This window comes from Azoarcus sp. CIB (assembly GCF_001190925.1).
Classification (GTDB): Bacteria; Pseudomonadota; Gammaproteobacteria; order Burkholderiales; family Rhodocyclaceae; genus Aromatoleum.
On record NZ_CP011072.1, the window covers coordinates 1,095,951 to 1,116,669 of the forward strand.

At 66.4% G+C, this 20,719-nt stretch carries 15 protein-coding genes and 1 tRNA gene; 12 read left to right on the top strand and 4 right to left on the bottom strand.

Translation table 11 applies throughout. The features are described 5' to 3' along the window. Window positions 1-140 precede the first annotated feature (140 nt). From lpdA to AzCIB_RS04920, 4 genes are all read right to left on the bottom strand, one after another. Window positions 141-1,967 (bottom strand): dihydrolipoyl dehydrogenase, encoded by a 1,827-nt coding sequence (gene lpdA / locus AzCIB_RS04905; RefSeq protein ID WP_050414864.1) that lies wholly within the window; start codon window positions 1,965-1,967, stop codon window positions 141-143. 12 nt (window positions 1,968-1,979) lie between these two features. Next, window positions 1,980-3,635, bottom strand: coding sequence for a dihydrolipoyllysine-residue acetyltransferase (gene aceF, locus AzCIB_RS04910; protein ID WP_050414865.1), 1,656 nt, complete (start codon window positions 3,633-3,635; stop codon window positions 1,980-1,982). Window positions 3,636-3,657: 22 nt separating this feature from the next. Further along, the gene (gene aceE / locus AzCIB_RS04915) at window positions 3,658-6,327 is read right to left on the bottom strand and encodes a pyruvate dehydrogenase (acetyl-transferring), homodimeric type (protein ID WP_050414866.1); all 2,670 of its coding nucleotides are present in this window, start codon (window positions 6,325-6,327) and stop codon (window positions 3,658-3,660) included. A gap of 359 nt (window positions 6,328-6,686) precedes the next feature. Beyond that, window positions 6,687-7,865, bottom strand: a complete 1,179-nt coding sequence (locus tag AzCIB_RS04920; protein ID WP_050414867.1) for an ABC transporter substrate-binding protein — start codon at window positions 7,863-7,865, stop codon at window positions 6,687-6,689. A gap of 222 nt (window positions 7,866-8,087) precedes the next feature. On the opposite strand from AzCIB_RS04920, the gene AzCIB_RS04925 reads away from it, so the two are divergent. From AzCIB_RS04925 to AzCIB_RS23640, 12 genes are all read left to right on the top strand, one after another. After that, window positions 8,088-10,799: a PAS domain-containing sensor histidine kinase gene (locus AzCIB_RS04925; RefSeq protein ID WP_050414868.1), complete on the top strand. Its 2,712-nt coding sequence runs from the start codon at window positions 8,088-8,090 to the stop codon at window positions 10,797-10,799. After that, window positions 10,774-11,409, top strand: a complete 636-nt coding sequence (locus tag AzCIB_RS04930) for a response regulator transcription factor (RefSeq protein WP_050414869.1) — start codon at window positions 10,774-10,776, stop codon at window positions 11,407-11,409. Before AzCIB_RS04925 ends, AzCIB_RS04930 begins: the two co-directional genes overlap by 26 nt. A gap of 32 nt (window positions 11,410-11,441) precedes the next feature. Beyond that, a complete protein-coding gene (locus tag AzCIB_RS04935) occupies window positions 11,442-12,041 on the top strand; it encodes a c-type cytochrome (RefSeq protein WP_050414870.1) in 600 nt (199 codons plus the stop codon). 154 nt (window positions 12,042-12,195) lie between these two features. Beyond that, window positions 12,196-13,812, top strand: coding sequence for a methyl-accepting chemotaxis protein (locus AzCIB_RS04940; protein ID WP_050414871.1), 1,617 nt, complete (start codon window positions 12,196-12,198; stop codon window positions 13,810-13,812). A gap of 111 nt (window positions 13,813-13,923) precedes the next feature. Then, window positions 13,924-15,795 carry a thiamine pyrophosphate-dependent enzyme gene (locus AzCIB_RS04945; RefSeq protein WP_050414872.1) on the top strand — a complete coding sequence of 624 codons (1,872 nt, stop codon included), beginning with the start codon at window positions 13,924-13,926 and terminating at the stop codon, window positions 15,793-15,795. 8 nt (window positions 15,796-15,803) lie between these two features. Further along, window positions 15,804-16,412 carry an indolepyruvate oxidoreductase subunit beta gene (locus AzCIB_RS04950; RefSeq protein ID WP_050414873.1) on the top strand — a complete coding sequence of 203 codons (609 nt, stop codon included), beginning with the start codon at window positions 15,804-15,806 and terminating at the stop codon, window positions 16,410-16,412. A 176-nt stretch (window positions 16,413-16,588) separates the two neighbouring features. After that, the gene (folD, locus tag AzCIB_RS04955; RefSeq protein WP_050414874.1) at window positions 16,589-17,461 is read left to right on the top strand and encodes a bifunctional methylenetetrahydrofolate dehydrogenase/methenyltetrahydrofolate cyclohydrolase FolD; all 873 of its coding nucleotides are present in this window, start codon (window positions 16,589-16,591) and stop codon (window positions 17,459-17,461) included. 3 nt (window positions 17,462-17,464) lie between these two features. Continuing rightward, a complete protein-coding gene (gene purE / locus AzCIB_RS04960; protein ID WP_050414875.1) occupies window positions 17,465-17,968 on the top strand; it encodes a 5-(carboxyamino)imidazole ribonucleotide mutase in 504 nt (167 codons plus the stop codon). After that, window positions 17,965-19,116 (top strand): 5-(carboxyamino)imidazole ribonucleotide synthase, encoded by a 1,152-nt coding sequence (locus tag AzCIB_RS04965; protein ID WP_050414876.1) that lies wholly within the window; start codon window positions 17,965-17,967, stop codon window positions 19,114-19,116. The genes purE and AzCIB_RS04965 overlap by 4 nt, the downstream gene beginning before the upstream one ends. Further along, window positions 19,103-20,161, top strand: coding sequence for an L-threonylcarbamoyladenylate synthase (locus AzCIB_RS04970; RefSeq protein WP_050414878.1), 1,059 nt, complete (start codon window positions 19,103-19,105; stop codon window positions 20,159-20,161). Before AzCIB_RS04965 ends, AzCIB_RS04970 begins: the two co-directional genes overlap by 14 nt. A gap of 54 nt (window positions 20,162-20,215) precedes the next feature. Continuing rightward, window positions 20,216-20,291, top strand: a tRNA-Ala gene (locus AzCIB_RS04975). 198 nt (window positions 20,292-20,489) lie between these two features. Then, on the top strand, window positions 20,490-20,714 hold the full coding sequence (locus tag AzCIB_RS23640) for a DNA-binding protein (protein WP_232299356.1): 225 nt from the start codon (window positions 20,490-20,492) through the stop codon (window positions 20,712-20,714). Window positions 20,715-20,719 lie beyond the last annotated feature (5 nt).

The window sequence follows — 20,719 nt, forward strand, 5'->3', positions numbered from 1 at the left end:
GATCGAGTGCTGTAAGTATATACAGTATTCGAATCTGGCTGCAAGTGATCGGTGCGGCGTTCGCGCGCCGGACGCGGGCGGCGCGCGAACAATGAAAAAGGGGCGCCGAAGCGCCCCTTTTGATCTTGGTCCTGCCGTGCTTACTTCTTGCGAGGCGGCGGCACGTCGGTGCAGCTGCCGTGTGCGACCTCCGCCGCCATGCCGACGGTTTCGCCCAGCGTCGGGTGCGGGTGGATGGTCTTGCCGATATCCACCGCGTCCGCGCCCATCTCGATGGCGAGGCACACTTCGCCGATCATGTCGCCGGCCGAGGGGCCGACGATCGCGCCGCCGATCACGCGGTGCGTTTCGGCGTCGAAGATCAGTTTGGTGAAGCCGTAGTCGGCGCCGTTGGCGATCGCGCGGCCGGAAGCGGCCCACGGGAACTTGGCGGTCTCGATCTTGCGGCCTTCCTTCTTCGCCTGTTCCTCGGTGTAGCCGACCCATGCCACTTCCGGATGGGTGTAGGCGACGCCCGGGATCACTGTGGCGTCGAAGGCGGACTTTTCGCCGGCGGCGACTTCGGCCGCGACGTGGGCTTCATGCACCGCCTTGTGGGCGAGCATCGGGTTGCCGACGACGTCGCCGATCGCGAAGATGTTGGGCACGTTGGTGCGCATCTGCGCGTCGACCGGGATGAAGCCGCGATCCGTGACGACGACGCCAGCCTTCTCGGCACCGATCTTCTTGCCGTTGGGGCTGCGGCCGGCGGCCTGCAGGATCATGTCGTAACGCTGCGGTCCGGCCGGGGCCTTCTCGCCTTCGAAGGTGACCCACAGGCCGTCGTCCTTCGCCTCGACGGCGACGGTCTTGGTCTTGAGCATGATGCTGTCGAAGCGGTGGGCGTTCTGCTTCTCCCACACCTTGACGGCGTCGCGGTCCGGGCCCTGCATCAGGGCGTCGAGCATTTCGACGACATCGACACGGGTGCCGAGCGTCGAATACACCGTCGCCATCTCGAGGCCGATGATGCCGCCGCCGATGACGAGCATCTTCGCCGGCACCTGGCGCAGCTCCAGCGCACCGGTGGAGTCGACGATGCGCGGGTCGCGCGGGATGAAGGGCAGGTGCACCGCGGCCGAACCGGCGGCGATGATGCACTGCTTGAACTTGATGACCTTCTTCTCGCCGGTCTTGTCCTGTGCGTCGCCGGTCGTGACTTCGACTTCGACGTGGTTCGGGTCGAGGAAGCTGCCGTAGCCGCGCACGATGTCGACCTTGCGGACCTTGGCCATGCCGGCAAGACCGCCGGTGAGCTTGCCGACGACCTTGTCCTTGTGGGCGCGTAGCGCGTCGATATCGACGGTGGGCTTGGCGAAGGTAATGCCGGCGGCGGACATGTGCTCGGCCTCGTCCATCACCGCTGCGACGTGCAGCAGGGCCTTGGACGGGATGCAGCCGACGTTCAGGCACACGCCGCCGAGGGTCGCGTAGCGCTCGACGATGACGGTCTTCATGCCGAGGTCGGCCGAGCGGAACGCGGCGGAGTAGCCGCCGGGGCCTGCGCCGAGCACGAGCATGTCGCACTCGATGTCGGCACCGCCGGCGTGGCTCGCCGCGGCCGGGGCTGCGACGGTTTTTGCCCCTCCCCCTTCAAGGGGGAGGCTGGGAGGGGGATGGGTTTTGCCGGCAGCTTCGCCAGACCCATCCCCACCCTGTCCCTCCCCTTGAAGGGGAGGGGACCCTGCTCCGGCCGCTTCGACCTTGATCAGCACGGCGCCTTCACCGACCTTGTCGCCAACCTTCACCAGCACTTCGGTGACGACACCCGCGGCCGACGACGGCACGTCCATCGTCGCCTTGTCGGACTCGAGCGTGCAGATCGCGTCGTCGACCTTGATGGTGTCGCCGGCCTTCACGAACAGCTCGATCACCGGGACGGACTCGAAATCGCCGATGTCCGGAACCTTGACTTCAACTTGGCTCATGGTGCGGCCTCCTTACAGCATGACCCGACGGAAGTCGGCCAGCAGTTGAGCGAGATAGACGTTGAAGCGGGTCGCCAGCGCGCCGTCGATGACGCGGTGGTCGGCCGTCAGCGACATCGGCAGCGTCAGGCGCGGCACGAAAGCTTTGCCGTCCCACACCGGTTTCATGACCGACTTGTTGACGCCGAGGATCGCGACTTCGGGCGCATTGACGATCGGCGCGAAGTAGGTGCCGCCGATGCCGCCCAAGCTGGAGATTGTGAAGCACGCACCCGACATGTCGGCCGGGCCGAGCTTGCCGTCGCGCGCCTTCTTCGCCAGTTCGCCGGATTCCGCGGCGATCTCGAACACGCTCTTCTTGTCGGCGTTCTTGATGACCGGCACGACGAGCCCGTTCGGGGTGTCGGCCGCGAAGGCGATGTTGAAGTACTTCTTGTAGACCAAGTTGTCGCCGTCGAGCGAGGTGTTGAACTCGGGGAATTCCTGCAGCGCGCGCACCGAGGCCTTGATGATGAAGGCGAGCATCGTGAGCTTCTTGCCCGACTTCTCGTTTTCCTTGTTCATCAGGACCCGGAAGGCTTCGAGGTCGGTGATGTCGGCGTCTTCGTGGTAGGTCACCGCCGGGATCATTGCCCAGTTGCGGGCGAGGTTCTGGCCGGAGATCTTCTTGATGCGCGACAGCGGCTTCGATTCGACTTCGCCGAACTTGGCGAAATCGACCTTCGGCCAGGGCAGCAGATCCAGCCCGCCACCCAGGCTGCCGACCGCGGCAGCGGCCACGGCCTTGCCCGGGACGACGCCGGTCTGCATCGCGCCCTTGACGAAGGCGGTGACGTCTTCCTTCAGGATGCGGCCCTTCGGCCCGGTCGCCTTGACCTGGGCGAGATCGACACCCAGCTCGCGGGAGTAGGCGCGCACCGAGGGGCTGGCGTGCACTCTGCCGCCGAGGGTGACGGCGGACGGCGCGGCCGGTACTGCGACGGCGGGCGCCGACAGCGCGGACTGGCCGAATGCAGCGGTCGATGCGGCCGGGACTGCGCCCGACGGGGTTGAGGCGGGGGCCGGAGCGGCGGCAGCGGGCGCGGCGCCGGCGCCTTCGATGACGATCAGGACGGCGCCCATCGACACCTTGTCGCCGAGCTTGACCTTCACTTCCTTGACCACGCCGGCGGCCGACGAGGGCACGTCCATCGTCGCCTTGTCGGATTCGAGCGTCGCGATGGCGTCATCGACCTTGATGGTGTCGCCGACCTTCACGAACAGCTCGATCACCGGCACGTCGGAGAAATCGCCGATGTCCGGCACCGTGACCTCGATCGGGCCGGCGGCTGCGGCTGCCGCTGGAGCCGCAACCGGTGCGGAGACGGGCGCTGCGGCAGCAGGGGTCGGTGCAGGCGCAGCAGCGGGGGCGGCAACGGCCCCGGCTCCCGCGGTTTCGACGCGGATCAGCACGCTGCCTTCGGCAACCTTGTCGCCGAGGCTCACCAGCACTTCCTTGACGACGCCGGCGGCCGACGAGGGCACGTCCATCGTCGCCTTGTCGGACTCCAGCGTCGCGATCGCGTCTTCGACCTTGATGGTGTCGCCGACCTTGACGAACAACTCGATGACCGGCACTTCGTCGAAATCGCCGATGTCCGGGACTTTCACTTCAATGATTTGGCTCATGTTCTTTGTCTCCCTCGCGCGCTCAGACGCTCATCGGGTTCGGCTTGCTGGGATCGAGGTTGTACTTCAGCAGTGCGGCGGCAACCTTGTCGCGCGGGATCAGGCCGTCGTCGGCGAGTGCCTTCAGCGCGGCAACCGTGACCCAGCGACGATCCACCTCGAAGAAGTGACGCAGCTTCTCGCGCGTGTCGGAGCGGCCGAAACCGTCGGTGCCCAGCGTCGAGTACGTGCGCTTGACGAAGGGACGGATCTGCTCGGAGAACATGCGGATGTAGTCGGTCGCGGCGATCACCGGGCCGGTGGTGTCCTTCAGGCACTTCTCGACGTGCGACAGGCGCGGCGTTTCCATCGGGTGCAGCATGTTCCAGCGCTCGGCGTCCTGGCCGTCGCGGGCCAGTTCGTTGAAGCTCGGGCAGCCCCAGATGTCGGACTCGACGCCCCAGTCGTTCTTCAGCAGGTCGGCCGCGGCGATGACTTCGCGGAAGATCGTGCCGGAACCGAGCAGTTGCACGCGCAGCTTGCCTTCATTGCCCTTCTTGAACGCGTACATGCCCTTGATGATGTCGGCTTCGGCGCCGGCAGGCATCTCGGGATGTTCGTAGTTCTCGTTCATCACCGTGATGTAGTAATAAACGTCTTCCTGTTCGGCGAACATGCGGCGCATGCCGTCCTGCACGACGACGGCGACTTCGTACTGGAAGGTCGGGTCGTAGCTGATGCAGTTCGGGATCATGTTGGCCATCACGAGGCTGTGGCCGTCCTCGTGCTGCAGGCCTTCGCCGTTCAGCGTGGTGCGGCCGGCGGTACCGCCGATCATGAAGCCGCGGGTGCGCTGGTCCGCAGCCGCCCAGCACAGGTCCATCGTGCGCTGCAGGCCGAACATCGAATAGAAGATGTAGAAGGGGACCATCTGCACGCCATGCACCGAATACGCGGTGCCCGCGGCGATCCAGTCGGCCATCGCGCCAGCTTCGTTGATGCCTTCCTGCAGCACCTGGCCGGTTTTCGATTCCTTGTAGAACATCAGCTGGTCATGGTCTTCCGGCACGTAGTTCTGGCCCTGCTGGTTCCAGATGCCGTACTGGCGGAACATGCCTTCCATGCCGAAGGTGCGCGACTCGTCGGGCACGATCGGGACGATGTTCTTGCCGATCTGCTTGTCCTTGAGCAGGGTGTTCATGATGCGCACGATCGCCATCGTCGTCGACAGCTCGCGGCCCTCGCCGGAAGCCTTCAGCAGCGCGGCGTAGGTGTCGAGCGCCGGCACCGGCAGCGGCTCGGCCTTGCGGCGGCGCTGCGGCAGGAAGCCGCCCAGCGCCACGCGGCGCTCCATCATGTACTTGTATTCGGGCGAGTCCTCGGCGAACTTCAGGTAGGGCAGTTCGACGAGCTTGTCGTCCGGCACCGGCAGGCCGAAGCGGTCGCGGAAACGGCGGATGGCTTCCTCGTCCAGCTTCTTCTGCTGGTGCGAGATGTTCATCGCCTCGCCGGCCTGGCCCATGCCGAAGCCCTTGACGGTCTTGGCGAGGATCAGCGTCGGCTGGCCCTTGTGCTCGACCGCCGCCTGGTAGGCGGAGAAGATCTTGAACAGGTCGTGGCCGCCGCGGTTCAGTGCCCACACCTCATCGTCGGTCCAATCGGCGACCATCGCCTTCAGTTCCGGCGTATTGAAGAAGTGCTCGCGCACGTAGGCGCCGTCCTTGGCCTTGAAGGTCTGGTACTCGCCGTCGACGCATTCCATCATGCGCTTCTTCAGCAGGCCCTTGGTGTCGCGGGCGAGCAGCGAGTCCCAGTGGGTGCCCCACACGAGCTTGATGACGTTCCAGCCGGCGCCGCGGAACTCGGCTTCCAGTTCCTGGATGATCTTGCCGTTGCCGCGCACCGGGCCGTCCAGGCGCTGCAGATTGCAGTTGATGACGAAGACCAGGTTGTCGAGCTTCTCGCGCCCGGCCATGCCGATCGCGCCCAGCGATTCGACTTCGTCGGTCTCGCCGTCGCCGAGGAAGGCCCACACCTTGCGGTCCTGCGCCTTGGCCATGTCGCGCGAATCCATGTACTTCATGAAGCGTGCGGCGTAGATCGCGCACAGGGGGCCGAGGCCCATCGACACCGTCGGGAACTGCCAGAAGTCCGGCATCAGCCACGGGTGCGGGTAGGACGAGATGCCCTTGCCGTCGACTTCCTGGCGGAAGCTGTCCATCTGGTCTTCGTTCAGGCGGCCGAGCATGTAGGCGCGCGCATAGACGCCGGGGACCGAGTGGCCCTGGAAGAAGATCAGGTCGCCGCCGTGTTCGGCGCTCGGGGCGCGCCAGAAGTGCGAGAAACCCACGTCGTAGAGCGCTGCCGCGGACGCGAAGGAGGCGATGTGGCCGCCGACGTTGGTGTGCTTGTTCGCGCGCACGACCATCGCCATCGCGTTCCAGCGGATGTAGGAGTGCAGCTTGATCTCCATGTCCGGGTTGCCGGGGTACTTTGGCTGTTGGCTCGCGGGGATGGTGTTGATGTACTGGGTCGTCGCGGAGTAGGGGATGTCGATGCCTTCCTCGCGGCCGGCTTCGATCAGCTTCTCGACCAGGAAGTGCGCGCGTTCGGCGCCTTCATTGGCGACGACGGCCTGGAGGGCGTCCAGCCATTCCTGGGTCTCCACGGTGTCCGGGTCCGTCTGCAGCGTTACGTTGGGTGTCGCGGCCATGCTCTGTCTCCTTGTGTTGAGCTTCGCGGTTTGGCGAATCCGCCCTGGCTCGGTGATTCGGGTCGAATCCGTAAGGCGCCGGTCGAGGTCGTCGAGCAGCATTTTTCGCATTCTAAAACGAGATTTCAGGATGTGCAATAACTCCCGGTGCTCATTTCGGGCATGGCAACGGGCACGCCAAAAACGCGCGAAAAGCCGCGCAGCGAACGGCATCGGGTGCGTTCGCGGTGGGCGTGAACGGGACGGGTGCGGCGGGGAAAAGACGGTTCGCCCGGGTGGAGGCGGGAAAAAAATCGGCCGGGAGAAAGGGAGGGAGAGGAAGATCTCCCGGCCGATTCGGAAAGCGGAATGCGGAGGGGCTAGCGGCCCGATGCTCTGCGACGATCTTCATCGTAGGCAAACACCACGCGACCGTCACGCACCTCGCCCATGAAAATATCATGGACGCTGGTGATCGTCTCGTGGCGGTCCTTCGAAAAGGGGGTGCGATACGTCATGACCACGCCCTCGATCTTCTCGTTCAGGTTTTCCAGCGCCTCGCGGACGCGGTCGCCATCGGTGGTGCCGGCTTGGCGGATCGCTGCGGCGAGCAGAAGGAGCGAATCATACCCCTGTGCAGCGGCGGGGGGGACCGGGATGCGCCCGCTGCCGGTCGATGCGCGCCACGCCTCGAGGAAGGCCTTGCGCCGCGGGCTCGTCGGTTCCGGGATGAATGTCTGCGGCATGCGCGCGCCTTCGGCGTTGGGCCCGGCGTTGTCGATGAAGTTCGACATCGCCAGCGTCCAGCTTCCGATCAGCGGCACGCGCCAGTTGATGCGTGCCATGCCGTTGGCGATCTGCGCGAGCTCCGGCCCGATGCCGTAGGTCAGGATCGCCTCGGCGCCGGCGTCGCGTGCGCGGCGCAGCTGCATGGTCATGTCGGTCTGCTGGAGATTGAAGCGCTCGACCGTGACCGGCTTCAGGTTGCGCTCGGCGAGCGTGCGTTCGAGGTCCTCGCGTCCGAGTTGGCCGTAGTTGGTTGCGTCATGGAAGATCGCGACGCGCTTCAGGCCGCGCCGGTCGATCGCCTCGGTGACGATCATCGCCGCCTGTATCGTATCGTTGGCGGAGACGCGGAAGATGAAGTTGTCGGGATGCTGCGGGGGCAGGAATTGCTGCGTGACGACCGAGCCCGTTGCCACCGAGGTGATCACCGGGATGCGCGCTTCCTGGTAGAAGCGCTGGGTCGCGAGCGCGACGCCGGTGTTGGCGATGCCCAGCCCGGCGGCGATGCGCTGCTTGTTGATGAGCTCCTGCACGACCTGCGCGCCGCGTTCGTTGCGTGCCTCGTCGTCGCGCTCGACCAGTTCGATCGGCCGTCCAAGCACGCCGCCCTTCGCATTCAGTTCGGCGGCAGCGATGCGGATGCCTTCGCGCATGGAGATGCCCATCGGGCTGGAGCCGCCTGTGAACGGCCCGGATACCCCGATACGTAATGGATCGGCCGCCAGTGCGGGTGGGGCGAGGAGATACAGCAGTGCAAGGATCAGGCGCAGCACGCGGAACTCTCACGTCAGGTCGGCAAGGCCTCCAATGTACGTTCGGCGTCGATCCGGCTGAATAGGCGAAAACCCGAAGCGTCCTGCGGCGCGCGGGTTTAGGGGAAAACCCGACTGACGCCGGCGGGCCGCCGCCATGACAATTGCGGCGGACCGGGCTGCGTGCGCAGGTGCGCGTGTTGGCCGTCTGTCGTCCGATCCTGCCGCCTGCTCCGCATTCCGATGTCCGACTCTGCCGAATCCGGCCGCCTTGCGCGGACCCGTCTGTACTGGACCGCCCCTTATGTGGCGGTGGGCATCTTCGCGCTCACGATGCTGGGCCTGGTGTGGCTGCTGCAGTTGCGCGACGCCGAAACGCAGCGCAACGCGGTCGCCCGCGACGTGCAGTGGGCGGAACAGACGATGCGCCTGCACATGCAGGGCACCGAGGAATTCCTGACCCAGCTCGCGCGCGATCTGGCTGTCTCGACGCTGGATCTGAACGGTTTTCAGGTCCGCGCCAATCAGCACATCGCCAACAACGGCGAACTGGTGAACGTCGCATGGGTCGGCCCGGAGGAGCTCGTGCGCTGGACGGCGCCCTTCGATACCACGGACTGGCTGGCGGGCGACGCCTTGTCCCGCGTGCAGGCGGCCACGTTCTACCGGGCCCGCGACTCGGGGCACGCGAGCTACGGCGAGGCCTATCAGACGCCGGGCAAGCGCATCATGCTGGAAGTGTTCGTGCCGGTGCGGCACGGGCGCGAATTCCTCGGCGCGATCGTCGGCGTGTATTCGATCGAGCGGGTGCTGCAGTACCTCGTGCCAAGCTGGTTCGGCGAGAAGTACCACCTCGCGCTGATCGGTGCCCAGGGCGAAACGCTGGCGGTGAACTCCAGTGTCGTGGATCTCGACCGCAGCATCTCGTATTCGATCCCGCTCGACCCGCCGGGCACCGGGCTGGTGCTGCGCGCGACGGCTTTCCGCACCGCAAGCCAGCTGCCGCAGGCGCTGCCGACGGCGATGATCATAGGGCTGTCGGTGATTGTGCTGTGGACGCTGTGGCTGCTGCGCACCCACGTGCAGCAGCGCGTACGCGTCGAGAAGGAGCGCGACCGGCTTTTCAACCTGTCGCTCGACCTGCTGTGCATCGTCGGCCTCGACGGCGTGTTCCGGCGTGCGAACCCGGCGTTCGAGCGCATCCTCGGCTACCTTCCGGACGAGCTGCCGGGGCGGCCGCTGCTCGATATCGTGCACGCCGACGACGTGCCCTTTGCGATCGAGCAATTGCGCCGCCTGGCGGACGGGCAGCCGGTCAGCTTCGAGATCCGCTGCCGTTGCGCCGACGGCAGCTTCCGCTGGCTCGACTGGAGCATCAACCCGGTGCGCGAGGAAAAGCTGGTATATGCCGTCGCGCACGACATCACCGGCCGCAAGGCGGGCGAGGAGGCGCTGCGGGCGGAGTCGGCCTTCCGCAAGGCGATGGAAGAGTCGGTAATGACCGGCATGCGCGCGATCGACCTCACGGGCCGGATCATCTATGTGAACTCCGCCTTCTGCCGCATGGTCGGCTTCGAGCAGGAGGAGCTCCTCGGTGCGATGCGGCCCTTCCCGTACTGGGCGCCGGAGGAACTCGAGCTGTGCAGTCACAACCTCGACCTGACCCTGCAGGGACGCGCGCCTCCGAGCGGTTTCGAGATGCACATCCGGCGCAAGAACGGCGAGCGCCTCGACGCGCGCTTCTACCTCTCGCCGCTGATCGACGCGAACGGCGTGCAGACCGGCTGGATGGCCTCGGTCACCGACATCACCGAACCGAAGCGCATCCGCGCCGCGCTCGAGGCCGCGCACGAGCGCTTCGAGGCGGTGCTGGACGGTCTCGAGGCTGCGGTGTTCGTCGCCGATGCGCGCACCGACGAGATCCTGTTCGCCAACCGTGCGTTCAAGAGCATCCACGGCTTCGACGCCGTGGGCCGGACCGTGCGCGGCGTCGCCGTGCCGCAGCCGGAACGTGGCGACTACCCGGTCGATCCGCGTGGCCTGACGCCCACCGACCTGCCGCGCGAGCTCTTCGACGGCGAACTGCAGCATCCGCTCTCCGGGCGCTGGTACCACGTGCGCGAGCACGCGACGCGCTGGGTGGATGGGCGCGTCGTGCGCATGGGCATCGCCACCGACATCACCGAGCGCAAGCAGACCGCGGAGGTCTCGCGCCAGCAGGCCGAGCGCCTGCAGCGCACCTCGCGCCTGATCACGATGGGCGAGATGGCGTCCACGCTCGCGCACGAGCTCAACCAACCGCTGTCGGCCATCGCCAATTACTGCATGGGCTGCGTGACGCGCATCCAGGGCGGCAGCGCGCGCGAGGAAGACCTGCTGGCGGCGATGCAGAAGGCGAGCTTCCAGGCCGAACGCGCGGGCAAGATCATCCGCCGCATCCGCGAATTCGTGAAGAAGAGCGAGCCGCGCCGCAGCGCCGTGCAGATTTCCGACGTGCTCGACGACGCGATCGGCTTTGCCGAGATCGACGCCCGGCGCATGAGTTCGCGCATCGTGTCGGAGGTCGTACCCGACCTGCCGCCGGTGTTCGCGGACCGCATCATGATCGAGCAGGTCGTCCTGAACCTGATCAAGAACGGCATCGATGCGATGGCGGACCTGTCGCCCGAGCAGCGCGTGCTGACGGTGCGCGCGCGCGCGCTGGGGCCGAGGGCGGTCGAAGTGGCCGTGATCGACCGCGGCCACGGCATCGGCGACGAGGAGCGTGGCCACCTGTTCACGCCCTTCTACACGACCAAGACGGAAGGTATGGGAATGGGCCTCAACATCTGCCGCTCCATCATCGAGTTTCATGACGGGCGACTGATCGTGGACTCCAATCCCGAAGGGGGTACCATCTTCTCATTCACCTTGCCCACCGAGATCGCCAGTGACCGCACCGTCCGCCGTACCTGAACAATGCATCTACGTCGTCGATGACGACGAAGCCCTGCGCGACTCGCTCGTGTGGCTGCTCGAATCCAGCGGGCATCACGTCCGGGCATGGGAATCCGCCGAAAGCTTCCTGCGCGACTTCCAGCCGGCGATGACGGGTTGCCTCGTGCTCGACGTGCGCATGCCCGGCATGAGCGGGCTGGAACTCTTCGAGGAGCTCAAGCGCCGCCACTTCACGCTGCCGGTGATTTTCATCACCGGTCATGGCGACGTGCCGATGGCAGTATCGGCGGTGAAAAAGGGGGCCGTCGATTTCATCGAGAAGCCGTTCAGCGAGCGCGACATGCTGAACCTGATCTCCGAATGCCTCGCCGCCGAGCAGCAGAGCCGGGACAAGCGGCAGCTCGAGGCGGAGACCGCACGGCGCCTGACGCACCTGACGCAGCGCGAGCGGGAGGTGCTGGATCTCATCATCGCGGGCAAGCTCAACAAGCAGATTGCCGACGTGCTCGGCATCAGCATCAAAACGGTGGAAGTCCACCGCGCGCGCGTGATGGAAAAGATGGAGGCCAACTCGCTGGCCGAACTCGTGCAGAACGTGCTGACGGCGCCCGGAGGTGGCGGCCGCTGACGGATGTGCCGCCTGTTGCGGCAGGGGGAATCATGGGTGTCGGAAAGTGTCTGGTCGCAGTCCTCATCTTCGGGTGCATGGCCCCGGCCATCGCCGCCCCCGACCGGCCCGTGGAGCAGTTGGTCCACGAACGCTGCCGCAAGTGCCACGGTGCGAACGGCCTGAGCGGCGAGGACGAGTTTCCCAAGCTTGCCGGACAGGACGTCGAATACCTCACCCGGCAGATGGCCAACTTCAAGACGGGCGTGCGTACCAGCAAGCGCATGAAGCAGCGCGTGGAAGACCTCTCCGGCGGCGAAATGCGCGCGCTGGCCGAATATTTCAGCGCAAAACCGATGGTGCCGGAGCGGGGCGCCGATCCGGTGAAGGTCGACATCGGCCGCCACATCTACTATTCCGGCATCCCGGCAAAAGGCGTCACGGCCTGCACGACCTGCCACGGTCCCCAGGGCCGCGGGGCGATGTACTTGCCGCGCCTTGCCGGACAGCACGCCCAATATCTCGCCTCGCAGTTGCGTGCCTTCCGCGAACATTCGCGCACCTCGCCCAACATGGTCATGCACACGGTCGTGGAAAACATCGCCGACTCCGAGATCGAGGCCGTCGCAAGGTTCCTCAGCGTAATGGAGTGAATGCCCCGGTCGGCGTCCTGTCGACCGTTTCCTGTCAGGTCTGCTCGGGCTCAAGTTCGGGTGCGTACACCCGTTAATGGTCATTATTAAATTAATATTTGCAGCCATTAATTTTGTTGGGGGGTATGTGGTGCCGAATCTGTATGGACTGAGTGTGGGATTCCGCTTGCGCCTCATCGTCATCGTGGCGTTCGTTCTGTTCGCGGCGGTGATGGGCCAGGCCGTAGTCTCGTTCCGGGGGGCGATGGAGGGCGAGCGCAAGGGAAGCGTCCAGCACACGGTCGAGTCCGTGCACGGGACGCTCGAGTACTTTCACAAGCGCGAAGCCGCGGGTGAAATGAGCCGCGAGGACGCGCAGGCCGCAGCGAAGGCCACGATCAAGGGGCTGCGCCACGGCGAGGGCGAATACTTCTTCATCACCGACATGCACCCGCGCACCCTGATGCATCCGATCAAGCCGGAGCTCGACGGGCGGGACATGACCGAAACCGCCGACCCCAAGGGCAAGCGCCTGTTCGTCGAGTTTGTCAAAGTCGTGCGCCAGGACGGCGCGGGTTTCGTCGACTATCTCTGGCCCAAGCCGGGCGAGAGCGAGCCGCAGCCGAAGATTTCCTACGTCAAGGCGTTCGCCCCCTGGGGCTGGATCCTCGGGACCGGCGTCTACGTGAACGACATGGACCGGGTCTTCTGGCGTCAGACGATGCAGACCCTGATTTTCGCCGGCATTGCCGTACTACTGCTGATCCTGGTGTCGTGGCGCATCGGTCGCGGCATCCTGCGTCAGCTCGGTGGCGAGCCGTCGGACCTGCAGCGCGTCGCCGTGCGGATCGCAGAGCGGGACCTGACTTCGCACGTCAAGGTGAAGGAGGGCGATTCGCGCAGCATCACCTACGCGATGGACCAGATGCAGTCGCGGCTGGCCGAGGTCATCCGGCGTGTGCGCGACAATGCTCACGACGTCACCGACGCCGTGCGTCAGGCCGCCGATGCCGGGCAGGCGATCCACGACTCGGCGCTGCACCAGACCGAAGTCGCCGGCAGCACCGCCGCCGCTATCGAGCAGATGGCCGTGAGCATCGCCCATGTGTCCGAGAACACCGACGAGGCGCGCGGCAATTCGCAGCGCACCGCGGAGGTCGCGCAACGCGGCGAGGACCTCGCCCGTGACGCCTCGGAGGGCATTGCCCAGATCTCGGAGACGGTCAGCGGCGCGGCCAAGCAGATCCAGGTGCTGCGTGACCGCTCGGGCGAGATCGGCGAGATCGCCAACGTGATCCGCGAAATCTCCGACCAGACCAACCTGCTCGCGCTCAATGCCGCGATCGAGGCCGCCCGCGCGGGCGAGCAGGGCCGCGGCTTCGCCGTCGTCGCCGATGAAGTGCGCAAGCTGGCGGAGCGCACCGGGGCAGCCACGGCGCAGATCTCGCAGGTGATCCAGTCCGTGAAGGCCGAGACCGAAAGCGCGGTGGCGAGCATCGAGCAGATCGTGCCCAAGGTCGACTCCGGCGCACGCCGCTCCCAGCAGGCGGCCGATGCGCTGCGCGAAATCCGCGAGGGCGCGCGCGACACGCTGGGTCGCCTCGAAGACGTCGTCTCGTCGATGAAGGAACTCACCGCAGCCAGCAACAGCGTCGCCACCAACATGCAGGAAGTCGCGCAGATGGCCGAGCGCAGCAGCAGCGAAATCCGCAGCAGCACCGAATCGACCGAGAAGCTCAGGCACAGCGCCGAGGCGCTCGAATCCCTCACCGCAGGCTTTCGCGTGGACTGAATCCCTTTCAGTACGGGGCATTTTGCCCCGTTTGATCCTGGTCAATAGAGCAAAGTTGACCGATCGGTAAACTTTGCTCTCTCTCCGATTCACCTCATCCAGGGTCATCCCATGCCTGTCACTCAGACCGTTCCCGCGGCTGCCCGCATGTTCCTCTCCGGCAACGACGCGGTCGCGCGTGCCGTCTGGGAAGCGGGCACCCGCGTCGCCGCTGCCTATCCGGGCACCCCGTCGACCGAGATCCTCGAAATCCTGTCGCGCTATTCCGGCCTGCACACCGAATGGTCGATTAACGAGAAGGTCTCGATGGAAGTGGCCCTCGGCGCCTCGATGGTCGGTGCGCGCGCGTTCTGCGCGATGAAGCACGTGGGCCTCAACGTCGCCTCCGATGCGCTGATGACGATGACGGTCACCGGCACCGAAGGCGGACTCGTGATCGCAGTCGCCGACGACGTCGGCATGTCCTCGTCGCAGAACGAGCAGGATTCGCGTTACTGGGGGCGCTTCGCGCACGTGCCGGTGCTCGAACCGTCCGACTCGCAGGAGGCCTACGCGATGACGCTCGCCGCCTTCGACCTGTCCGAGCGCCTGAAGAGCCCGGTGATCCTGCGCCTGACGACGCGCATCTGCCATGTGAAGGGCGTGGTGCACACCGGCGAGCGCATCGAGGTCGAGCCCAAGGGCTTCGTCAAGGATCCGCGCCACTGGGTCATGGTGCCCGGCAACGCCAAGCCACGCCTGCCCACCATGTTCGAACGCGAGGCCGCAGCGCGCGCGCAGGCGGAAGTCACCCCGCTCAACTTCCAGGTCGACGGAAGCGACCGCCGCATCGGCTTCGTCACCTCCGGGCCCACCTTCATGCACGTGCGCGAGGCCTTCCCCGACGCCCCGGTGTTCAAGCTCGGCCTCTCCTGTCCGCCGCCGCTCGAAAGCCTGCGGCGCTTCGCCGCCACGGTCGATACTGTACTGGTCGTCGAGGAAACCGAGCCCCTGCTCGAAACCGAGATGAAGGCCGCCGGCATCGCCTGCCACGGCAAGGACGTGCTGCCGCGCATCGGCGAACTCGCGCCCGACGTGCTGGAGCCCGCAGTCAGGCGCCTGCGCGGCGAGGTCGTGCCCGAGCCGGAGCATGTCCCGGCGCAGCAGGTCTTTCCGCGCCCGCCGACGATGTGCGTCGCCTGCCCGCACCTGGGCGTGTATTACACGCTGTCGCAGATGCGCAACGTCATCATCTCCGGCGACATCGGCTGCTACACGCTGGGCGCCGGCCACCCGTGGAACGCGCTCGACACCTGCATCTCGATGGGGGCGTCGATGGGCACCGCGCTGGGCATGGATAAGGGGCGCGGCAAGGCGGACGAGAACAAGAAGATCGTCGCCGTGATCGGCGACTCCACCTTCATGCACATGGGCATGCAGGGCCTGCTCGACATCACCTGGAACCGCGGCAACGTCACCGTGCTGCTGCTCGACAATCGCGCCGTCGGCATGACCGGCGGCCAGGACAACCCCGGCACCGGGCGCGACATCCACGGCGAGGAAACCACGCGCGTCGATTTCGCCAAGCTGTGCGAGGCGCTGGGCGTGAAGAAGGAGCGCATCCACGTCCTCGACCCCTACGAACTGCCCGTGCTGTTTAAGGCGTTGCGCGAAGAAACGAAGATCGAGGAGCCCTCGGTCATCATCACCAACCGCCCCTGCGTGCTGATCGACCACTACCAGCCGGCCAAGTCCTACACTGTCGAGGAGGACCGCTGCACCGGCTGCGGCAACTGCGTCGAAGTCGGCTGCCCGGCGATCCACGTTACGCGCCGCGACAAGGTGGTCAAGGCGTCGGGCAAGGAGGTCGATCTCTCCTTCGTGCGCATCGAGACGTCCGCGTGCACTGGCTGCGGCCTGTGCGTGCAGCCCTGCGCGCCCGAGGCCATCGTGCACGCCGATCCCGTGCAATCGGTCCAGTCAGTCCAGTTCGTCAGGAAGTGAGCGCCGCCATGTCCAAGATCACCAACATCCTCGTGTGCGGCGTCGGCGGCCAGGGCGTCATGACGGCGACCGAAATCCTCGCCGAAGCGGCCATCTCGCTCGGCTTCGACGTGAAGAAGACCGAAGTCGCCGGCATGAGCCAGCGCGGTGGGGTCGTCACCTCGCATCTGCGTTTCGGCGACGTCGTCCTGTCGCCGCAGATCGCCCCCGGCGAGGCGGATCTCCTGATCGGCTTCGAATCGGCCGAAGCGCTGCGCTGGAGCCACATGCTGCGACCGGACGGCGTCGCGCTGGTGAACTCCGGGCGCATCGTGCCGCCGGTCGTCAATCTCGGGCTGTTCGACTACCCCGAAGATCCGGTCGCGCAGATGCGCGCGCTGGGCCTGACCGTGCATGCGTTCGACGCCAGCTCGCTCGCGATCCAGCTGGGCAACATCCGCCTCGGCAACACCGTGATGCTCGGCGCCTGTGCCGACAGGCTGCCTTTCCCGGCAGAAGTCCTGCGCGACGCCGTGCTGGCCCGTTTCGGCACACGCAAGCCGCAGCTCGTGGAGGCGAACCGCGGGGCCTTCGAGGCGGGACGCAGGGCGGTCGGCGGCGAGGCGCTGGCGGCGTAGGACGTAGGGCGGGAGGAGCGCAGCGCATCCCGCCAATCCAGGAGCCGAAGCTCGCCCAACGATCGCATGGCGGGATACGCCTTCGGCTCCTCTCGCCCTACGCGCACGCCTCGCGCCGTTCGCACAAACCCCTGATCCTGCGATAAAATCGCGGGTTTTTCATCGGGGCATCTTCCATGACGGCTCGCACCATCGACGGCAACGCCCTCTCGGCGCGCGTGCGCGGCGAAATCGCCGACCGCGCGGCAACGCTCAGTGCGCAAGGGGTGCAACCCTGCCTCGCAGTGATCCTTGTCGGCGATAACCCGGCTTCCGCCGTGTATGTCCGCAACAAGGTGTCCGGCTGCGAAAAGGCCGGCATCCGTTCGCTGCGCTACGATTTTCCGGCCGATGTCGATGCCGCCGAAGTCATGGCGAAGATCGCGGCGCTCAACGCCGACCCCGCCGTGCACGGCATCCTCGTGCAACTGCCGCTGCCCAAGCAGTTCAACGAGGCGGAAGTGCTCGAGGCGATCAGCGTCGAGAAGGACGTCGACGGCTTCCATGCCGAGAACGTCGGTCGCCTGTCGCAAGGCCAGGAAGCCTTCCTGCCGTGCACGCCGCATGGCGTCATGAAGATGCTCGAGGCCGAGAACGTTCCGGTGCAGGGCGCCGAGGCCGTCATCATCGGCCGCTCGAACATCGTCGGCAAACCGATGGCGATGCTGCTGACCAATGCCGGCGCGACCGTCACCGTGACGCACTCCAAGACGCGCGACCTCGCCTTCCACACCCGCCGCGCCGACATCCTTGTCGCCGCGATCGGCAAGCCGCGCTTCGTCACCGGCGACATGATCAAACCCGGCGCGGTCGTCATCGACGTCGGCATCAACCGCCTGACCGAAGGGCCGGATGCCGGCAAGCTGTGCGGCGACGTCGATTTCGCATCGGCGAAGGACGTCGCGTCGGCGATCACGCCGGTGCCCGGCGGTGTCGGGCCGATGACCATCACCATGCTGCTCGCGAACACCGTAGAGTCGGCCGAACGCGCGCTGCGCAGGAAAGCTTGAATCATGAGCCCAGCAAACGAAAACCCCCTGGTCGGGATCATCATGGGATCGAACTCCGACTGGCCCACCATGCAGGCCGCGGCGAAGATCCTCAAGGAATTCGGCGTCCCCTACGAGGCGCGCGTCGTCTCGGCCCACCGCACCCCGGACCTGATGTTCGCGTATGCGGACACCGCCCGCAGCCGCGGGCTGAAGGCCATCATCGCCGGCGCCGGCGGTGCCGCCCACCTGCCGGGCATGGTCGCCGCGAAGACCACCTTGCCGGTGCTGGGCGTGCCGGTGCAGTCCAAGGCGCTGTCCGGTCAGGATTCGCTGCTGTCCATCGTGCAGATGCCCAAGGGCATCCCGGTGGCGACCTTCGCGATCGGCGAGGCCGGCGCGGCGAACGCGGGCCTCTTCGCCGTCGCGCTGCTCGCCAACGAGGACGCCGCGCTGGCCAAGAAGCTAGAGGAATTCCGCACCCGCCAGACTCAAACGGTGCTCGACATGACGCTGGATGAACAATGATCCTGCCTCCCGCAACCCTGGGAATGCTCGGTGGCGGCCAACTCGGCCGCTTCTTCGTTTCTGCCGCCCATGAAATGGGCTACAAGGTCTGGGTGCTCGACCCCGATGCGAACAGCCCGGCCGGACTGATCGCCGACCGCCACATCGCCTCGGCCTACGACGATTACTCCGCACTCGACGAACTGGCGAACGGCTGTGCGGCCGTCACGACGGAGTTCGAGAACGTTCCGGCGACGACGCTCGACTACCTCGCCAAGTTCATTCCCGTGCATCCGTCGGCGAGTGCCGTCGCCGTGTGCCAGAACCGCGTCGCCGAAAAGACCTTCCTCGCCGACAACGGCCTGCCGCACGGTCCCTTCGCGGTGATCCGCTGCGAGGAGAACCTGCGCAGCGCGGACGAGGCGCTCTTCCCGGCGGTGCTCAAGGTCGCCCGCTTCGGCTACGACGGCAAGGGCCAGGCGCGCGTCGCCAACCGCGACGAGGCGCTGCACGCCTTCCACCAGTTCGGCGGCGAATCCTGCGTGCTCGAGAAGATGCTCAAGCTCGACAGCGAAATGTCGGTCGTTCTCGCGCGCGACGAGGACGGCGTGGTGCGCTGCTTCCCGGCCGGCGAGAACAGGCACCGCCACGGTATCCTCGACGTCACGATCATGCCGGCGCGCATCGAGCCGGTGCTGGCCGAGCGCGCACGCGAAGTGGCGCAGGCCATTGCCGAGCATCTCGACTACGTCGGCACGCTGGGCGTCGAGTTCTTCGTCTGCGGCGGACAGCTCTTCGTCAATGAGATGGCCCCGCGTCCGCACAACAGCGGCCACCACACCATCGACGCCTGCGTTAACAGCCAGTACGAGCAGCAGGTCAAGGCGCTGTGCGGCCTCCCCCTCGGCGAGTCGCGTGCCCACAGCGCCGCGGTGATGGTGAACCTGCTCGGCGAACTGTGGTACGACGAGGCCGGCGACTACCGCGAACCGGACTGGTCGGTCCTGCTGGCGGTACCCAACCTGCGCGTGCACCTGTATGCCAAGCACCACGCCCGGCCCGGCCGCAAGATGGGCCACTTCACCGTGATCGGCACGGACGCGGAACAGGTTCTCGCCGCCGCGATGCAGGCTCGTGAGGCGATCGGCATCCGCGATGAAGGGCACTGATCCCGCGCTGCAGCCGGACGCCGACGACATCCGGCGCGCCGCAGAACTGCTGCGCGCCGGCGAACTCGTCGGCATGCCGACCGAGACGGTGTACGGTCTGGCCGCCGACGCGCTGAACGTCGACGCCGTCGGCAAAATTTTCAGTGCCAAGGGCCGGCCGGCCGATCACCCGCTGATCGTCCACCTGCCCGATGCCGCGCACCTCACGCGCTGGGCACGTGCCATCCCGAAGGAAGCGATCGCCCTTGCCAACGCCTTCTGGCCCGGCCCGATGACGCTGATCCTCAAGCGCGAGGAGGGCGTCCCCGATGCGGTCACCGGCGGACAGGACACGGTCGGCCTGCGCGTGCCGGATCACCCCGTCGCGCTCGCCCTGCTGCGTGCATTCGACTCCGGCATCGCAGCCCCGTCCGCCAACCGTTTCGGCCGCATCAGCCCGACCACCGCCGCCCACGTGCGCGAGGAGCTGGGCGACAAGGTCGCGCTGGTGCTCGACGGTGGCCCCTGCCAGGTCGGCATCGAATCGACCATCCTCGACCTCTCGCGCGACACGCCCGTGATCCTGCGCCCCGGCGCGATCTCCGCCGACGACATCGCCCGCGTCATCGGTCGCAGGCCGGCAACACGCACCGCGCACGCGGAGGAGGGCGCCGCTGCGGCGGATTCCGACCAGCCGCGCGTCTCCGGCTCGCTCGCTGCGCACTATGCGCCGCGCACCCCGCTGCAACTCATTCCTGCCGCCCGTCTGGTCGAGGAAGCCGCCACGCTTGCCGGTGAAGGCAGCCGCGTTGCCGTACTGGCGCGAACCTGCCCGGACCCCCGGGACGCCCGCCTGATCTGGCGCAACGCCCCGGCAGATCCCGCCGGCTTCGCGCACGACCTCTACGCTAGCCTGCGCGAGCTGGACGCCTGCGGCGCGGATTTCATCGTCGTCGAAGCGTTGCCCGAAACCCCCGACTGGCAAGCCATCACCGACCGCCTCGGCCGCGCGGCGGTGGGATCCGGCGACGGCGAGGCAGTGCCCGACGAGCACGACGAAACCTGAGTGAGAATTCGCCCTTCCAAAATGGAAAAAGCGTCGCTATAATCCGCGGCTCTTGGGCCGATAGCTCAGCTGGGAGAGCGCTGCGTTCGCAATGCAGAGGTCGAGGGTTCGATCCCCTTTCGGTCCACCAATTTCGAAAAGGCCAGACATTGTTCTGGCCTTTTTCACGTCTGCCCGACACTCAGCCCATGTCTTCGTGGCCGCGCATGCGAAATGAGTGCTTGGGCCGCCGCTCTCATAGGGAAAGCGGGTAGCCGGCTGCGCAGCGTGGCGCCCATGGTCGAGGTAGTGATCACGCCGTGCCCTACAATGCACGCATTGCAATCCAATGGAGATTGCCGTGGCGTCCAAGCCAGTTGTTCGCAATATCGAATCCGCAATAGCACAGGCCCCGAAGGATGCGGTGGCCTCGCACGGCCGGAGTGTCGACGCCGAAGATCACGAAATCTTTCATGCTGCATTGTCCCGGCCTGCCCGCAGTACATTCAGGGAAGTTCTGGCCAGCATCCCTGATGTTGGTACCGATGAAGATTTCGACCTCAGGCCGGGCTGATGCAG

Excerpts from the sequence above, each read along its gene's own strand:
- lpdA (WP_050414864.1), bottom strand. The coding sequence starts at position 1,967 with ATGAGCCAAGTTGAAGTCAAGGTTCCGGACATCGGCGATTTCGAGTCC.
- aceF (WP_050414865.1), bottom strand. The coding sequence starts at position 3,635 with ATGAGCCAAATCATTGAAGTGAAAGTCCCGGACATCGGCGATTTCGAC.
- aceE (WP_050414866.1), bottom strand. The coding sequence starts at position 6,327 with ATGGCCGCGACACCCAACGTAACGCTGCAGACGGACCCGGACACCGTG.
- AzCIB_RS04925 (WP_050414868.1), top strand. The coding sequence starts at position 8,088 with ATGTCCGACTCTGCCGAATCCGGCCGCCTTGCGCGGACCCGTCTGTAC.
- AzCIB_RS04935 (WP_050414870.1), top strand. The coding sequence starts at position 11,442 with ATGGGTGTCGGAAAGTGTCTGGTCGCAGTCCTCATCTTCGGGTGCATG.
- AzCIB_RS04945 (WP_050414872.1), top strand. The coding sequence starts at position 13,924 with ATGCCTGTCACTCAGACCGTTCCCGCGGCTGCCCGCATGTTCCTCTCC.
- AzCIB_RS04950 (WP_050414873.1), top strand. The coding sequence starts at position 15,804 with ATGTCCAAGATCACCAACATCCTCGTGTGCGGCGTCGGCGGCCAGGGC.
- folD (WP_050414874.1), top strand. The coding sequence starts at position 16,589 with ATGACGGCTCGCACCATCGACGGCAACGCCCTCTCGGCGCGCGTGCGC.
- purE (WP_050414875.1), top strand. The coding sequence starts at position 17,465 with ATGAGCCCAGCAAACGAAAACCCCCTGGTCGGGATCATCATGGGATCG.
- AzCIB_RS04965 (WP_050414876.1), top strand. The coding sequence starts at position 17,965 with ATGATCCTGCCTCCCGCAACCCTGGGAATGCTCGGTGGCGGCCAACTC.
- AzCIB_RS04970 (WP_050414878.1), top strand. The coding sequence starts at position 19,103 with ATGAAGGGCACTGATCCCGCGCTGCAGCCGGACGCCGACGACATCCGG.
- AzCIB_RS23640 (WP_232299356.1), top strand. The coding sequence starts at position 20,490 with ATGGAGATTGCCGTGGCGTCCAAGCCAGTTGTTCGCAATATCGAATCC.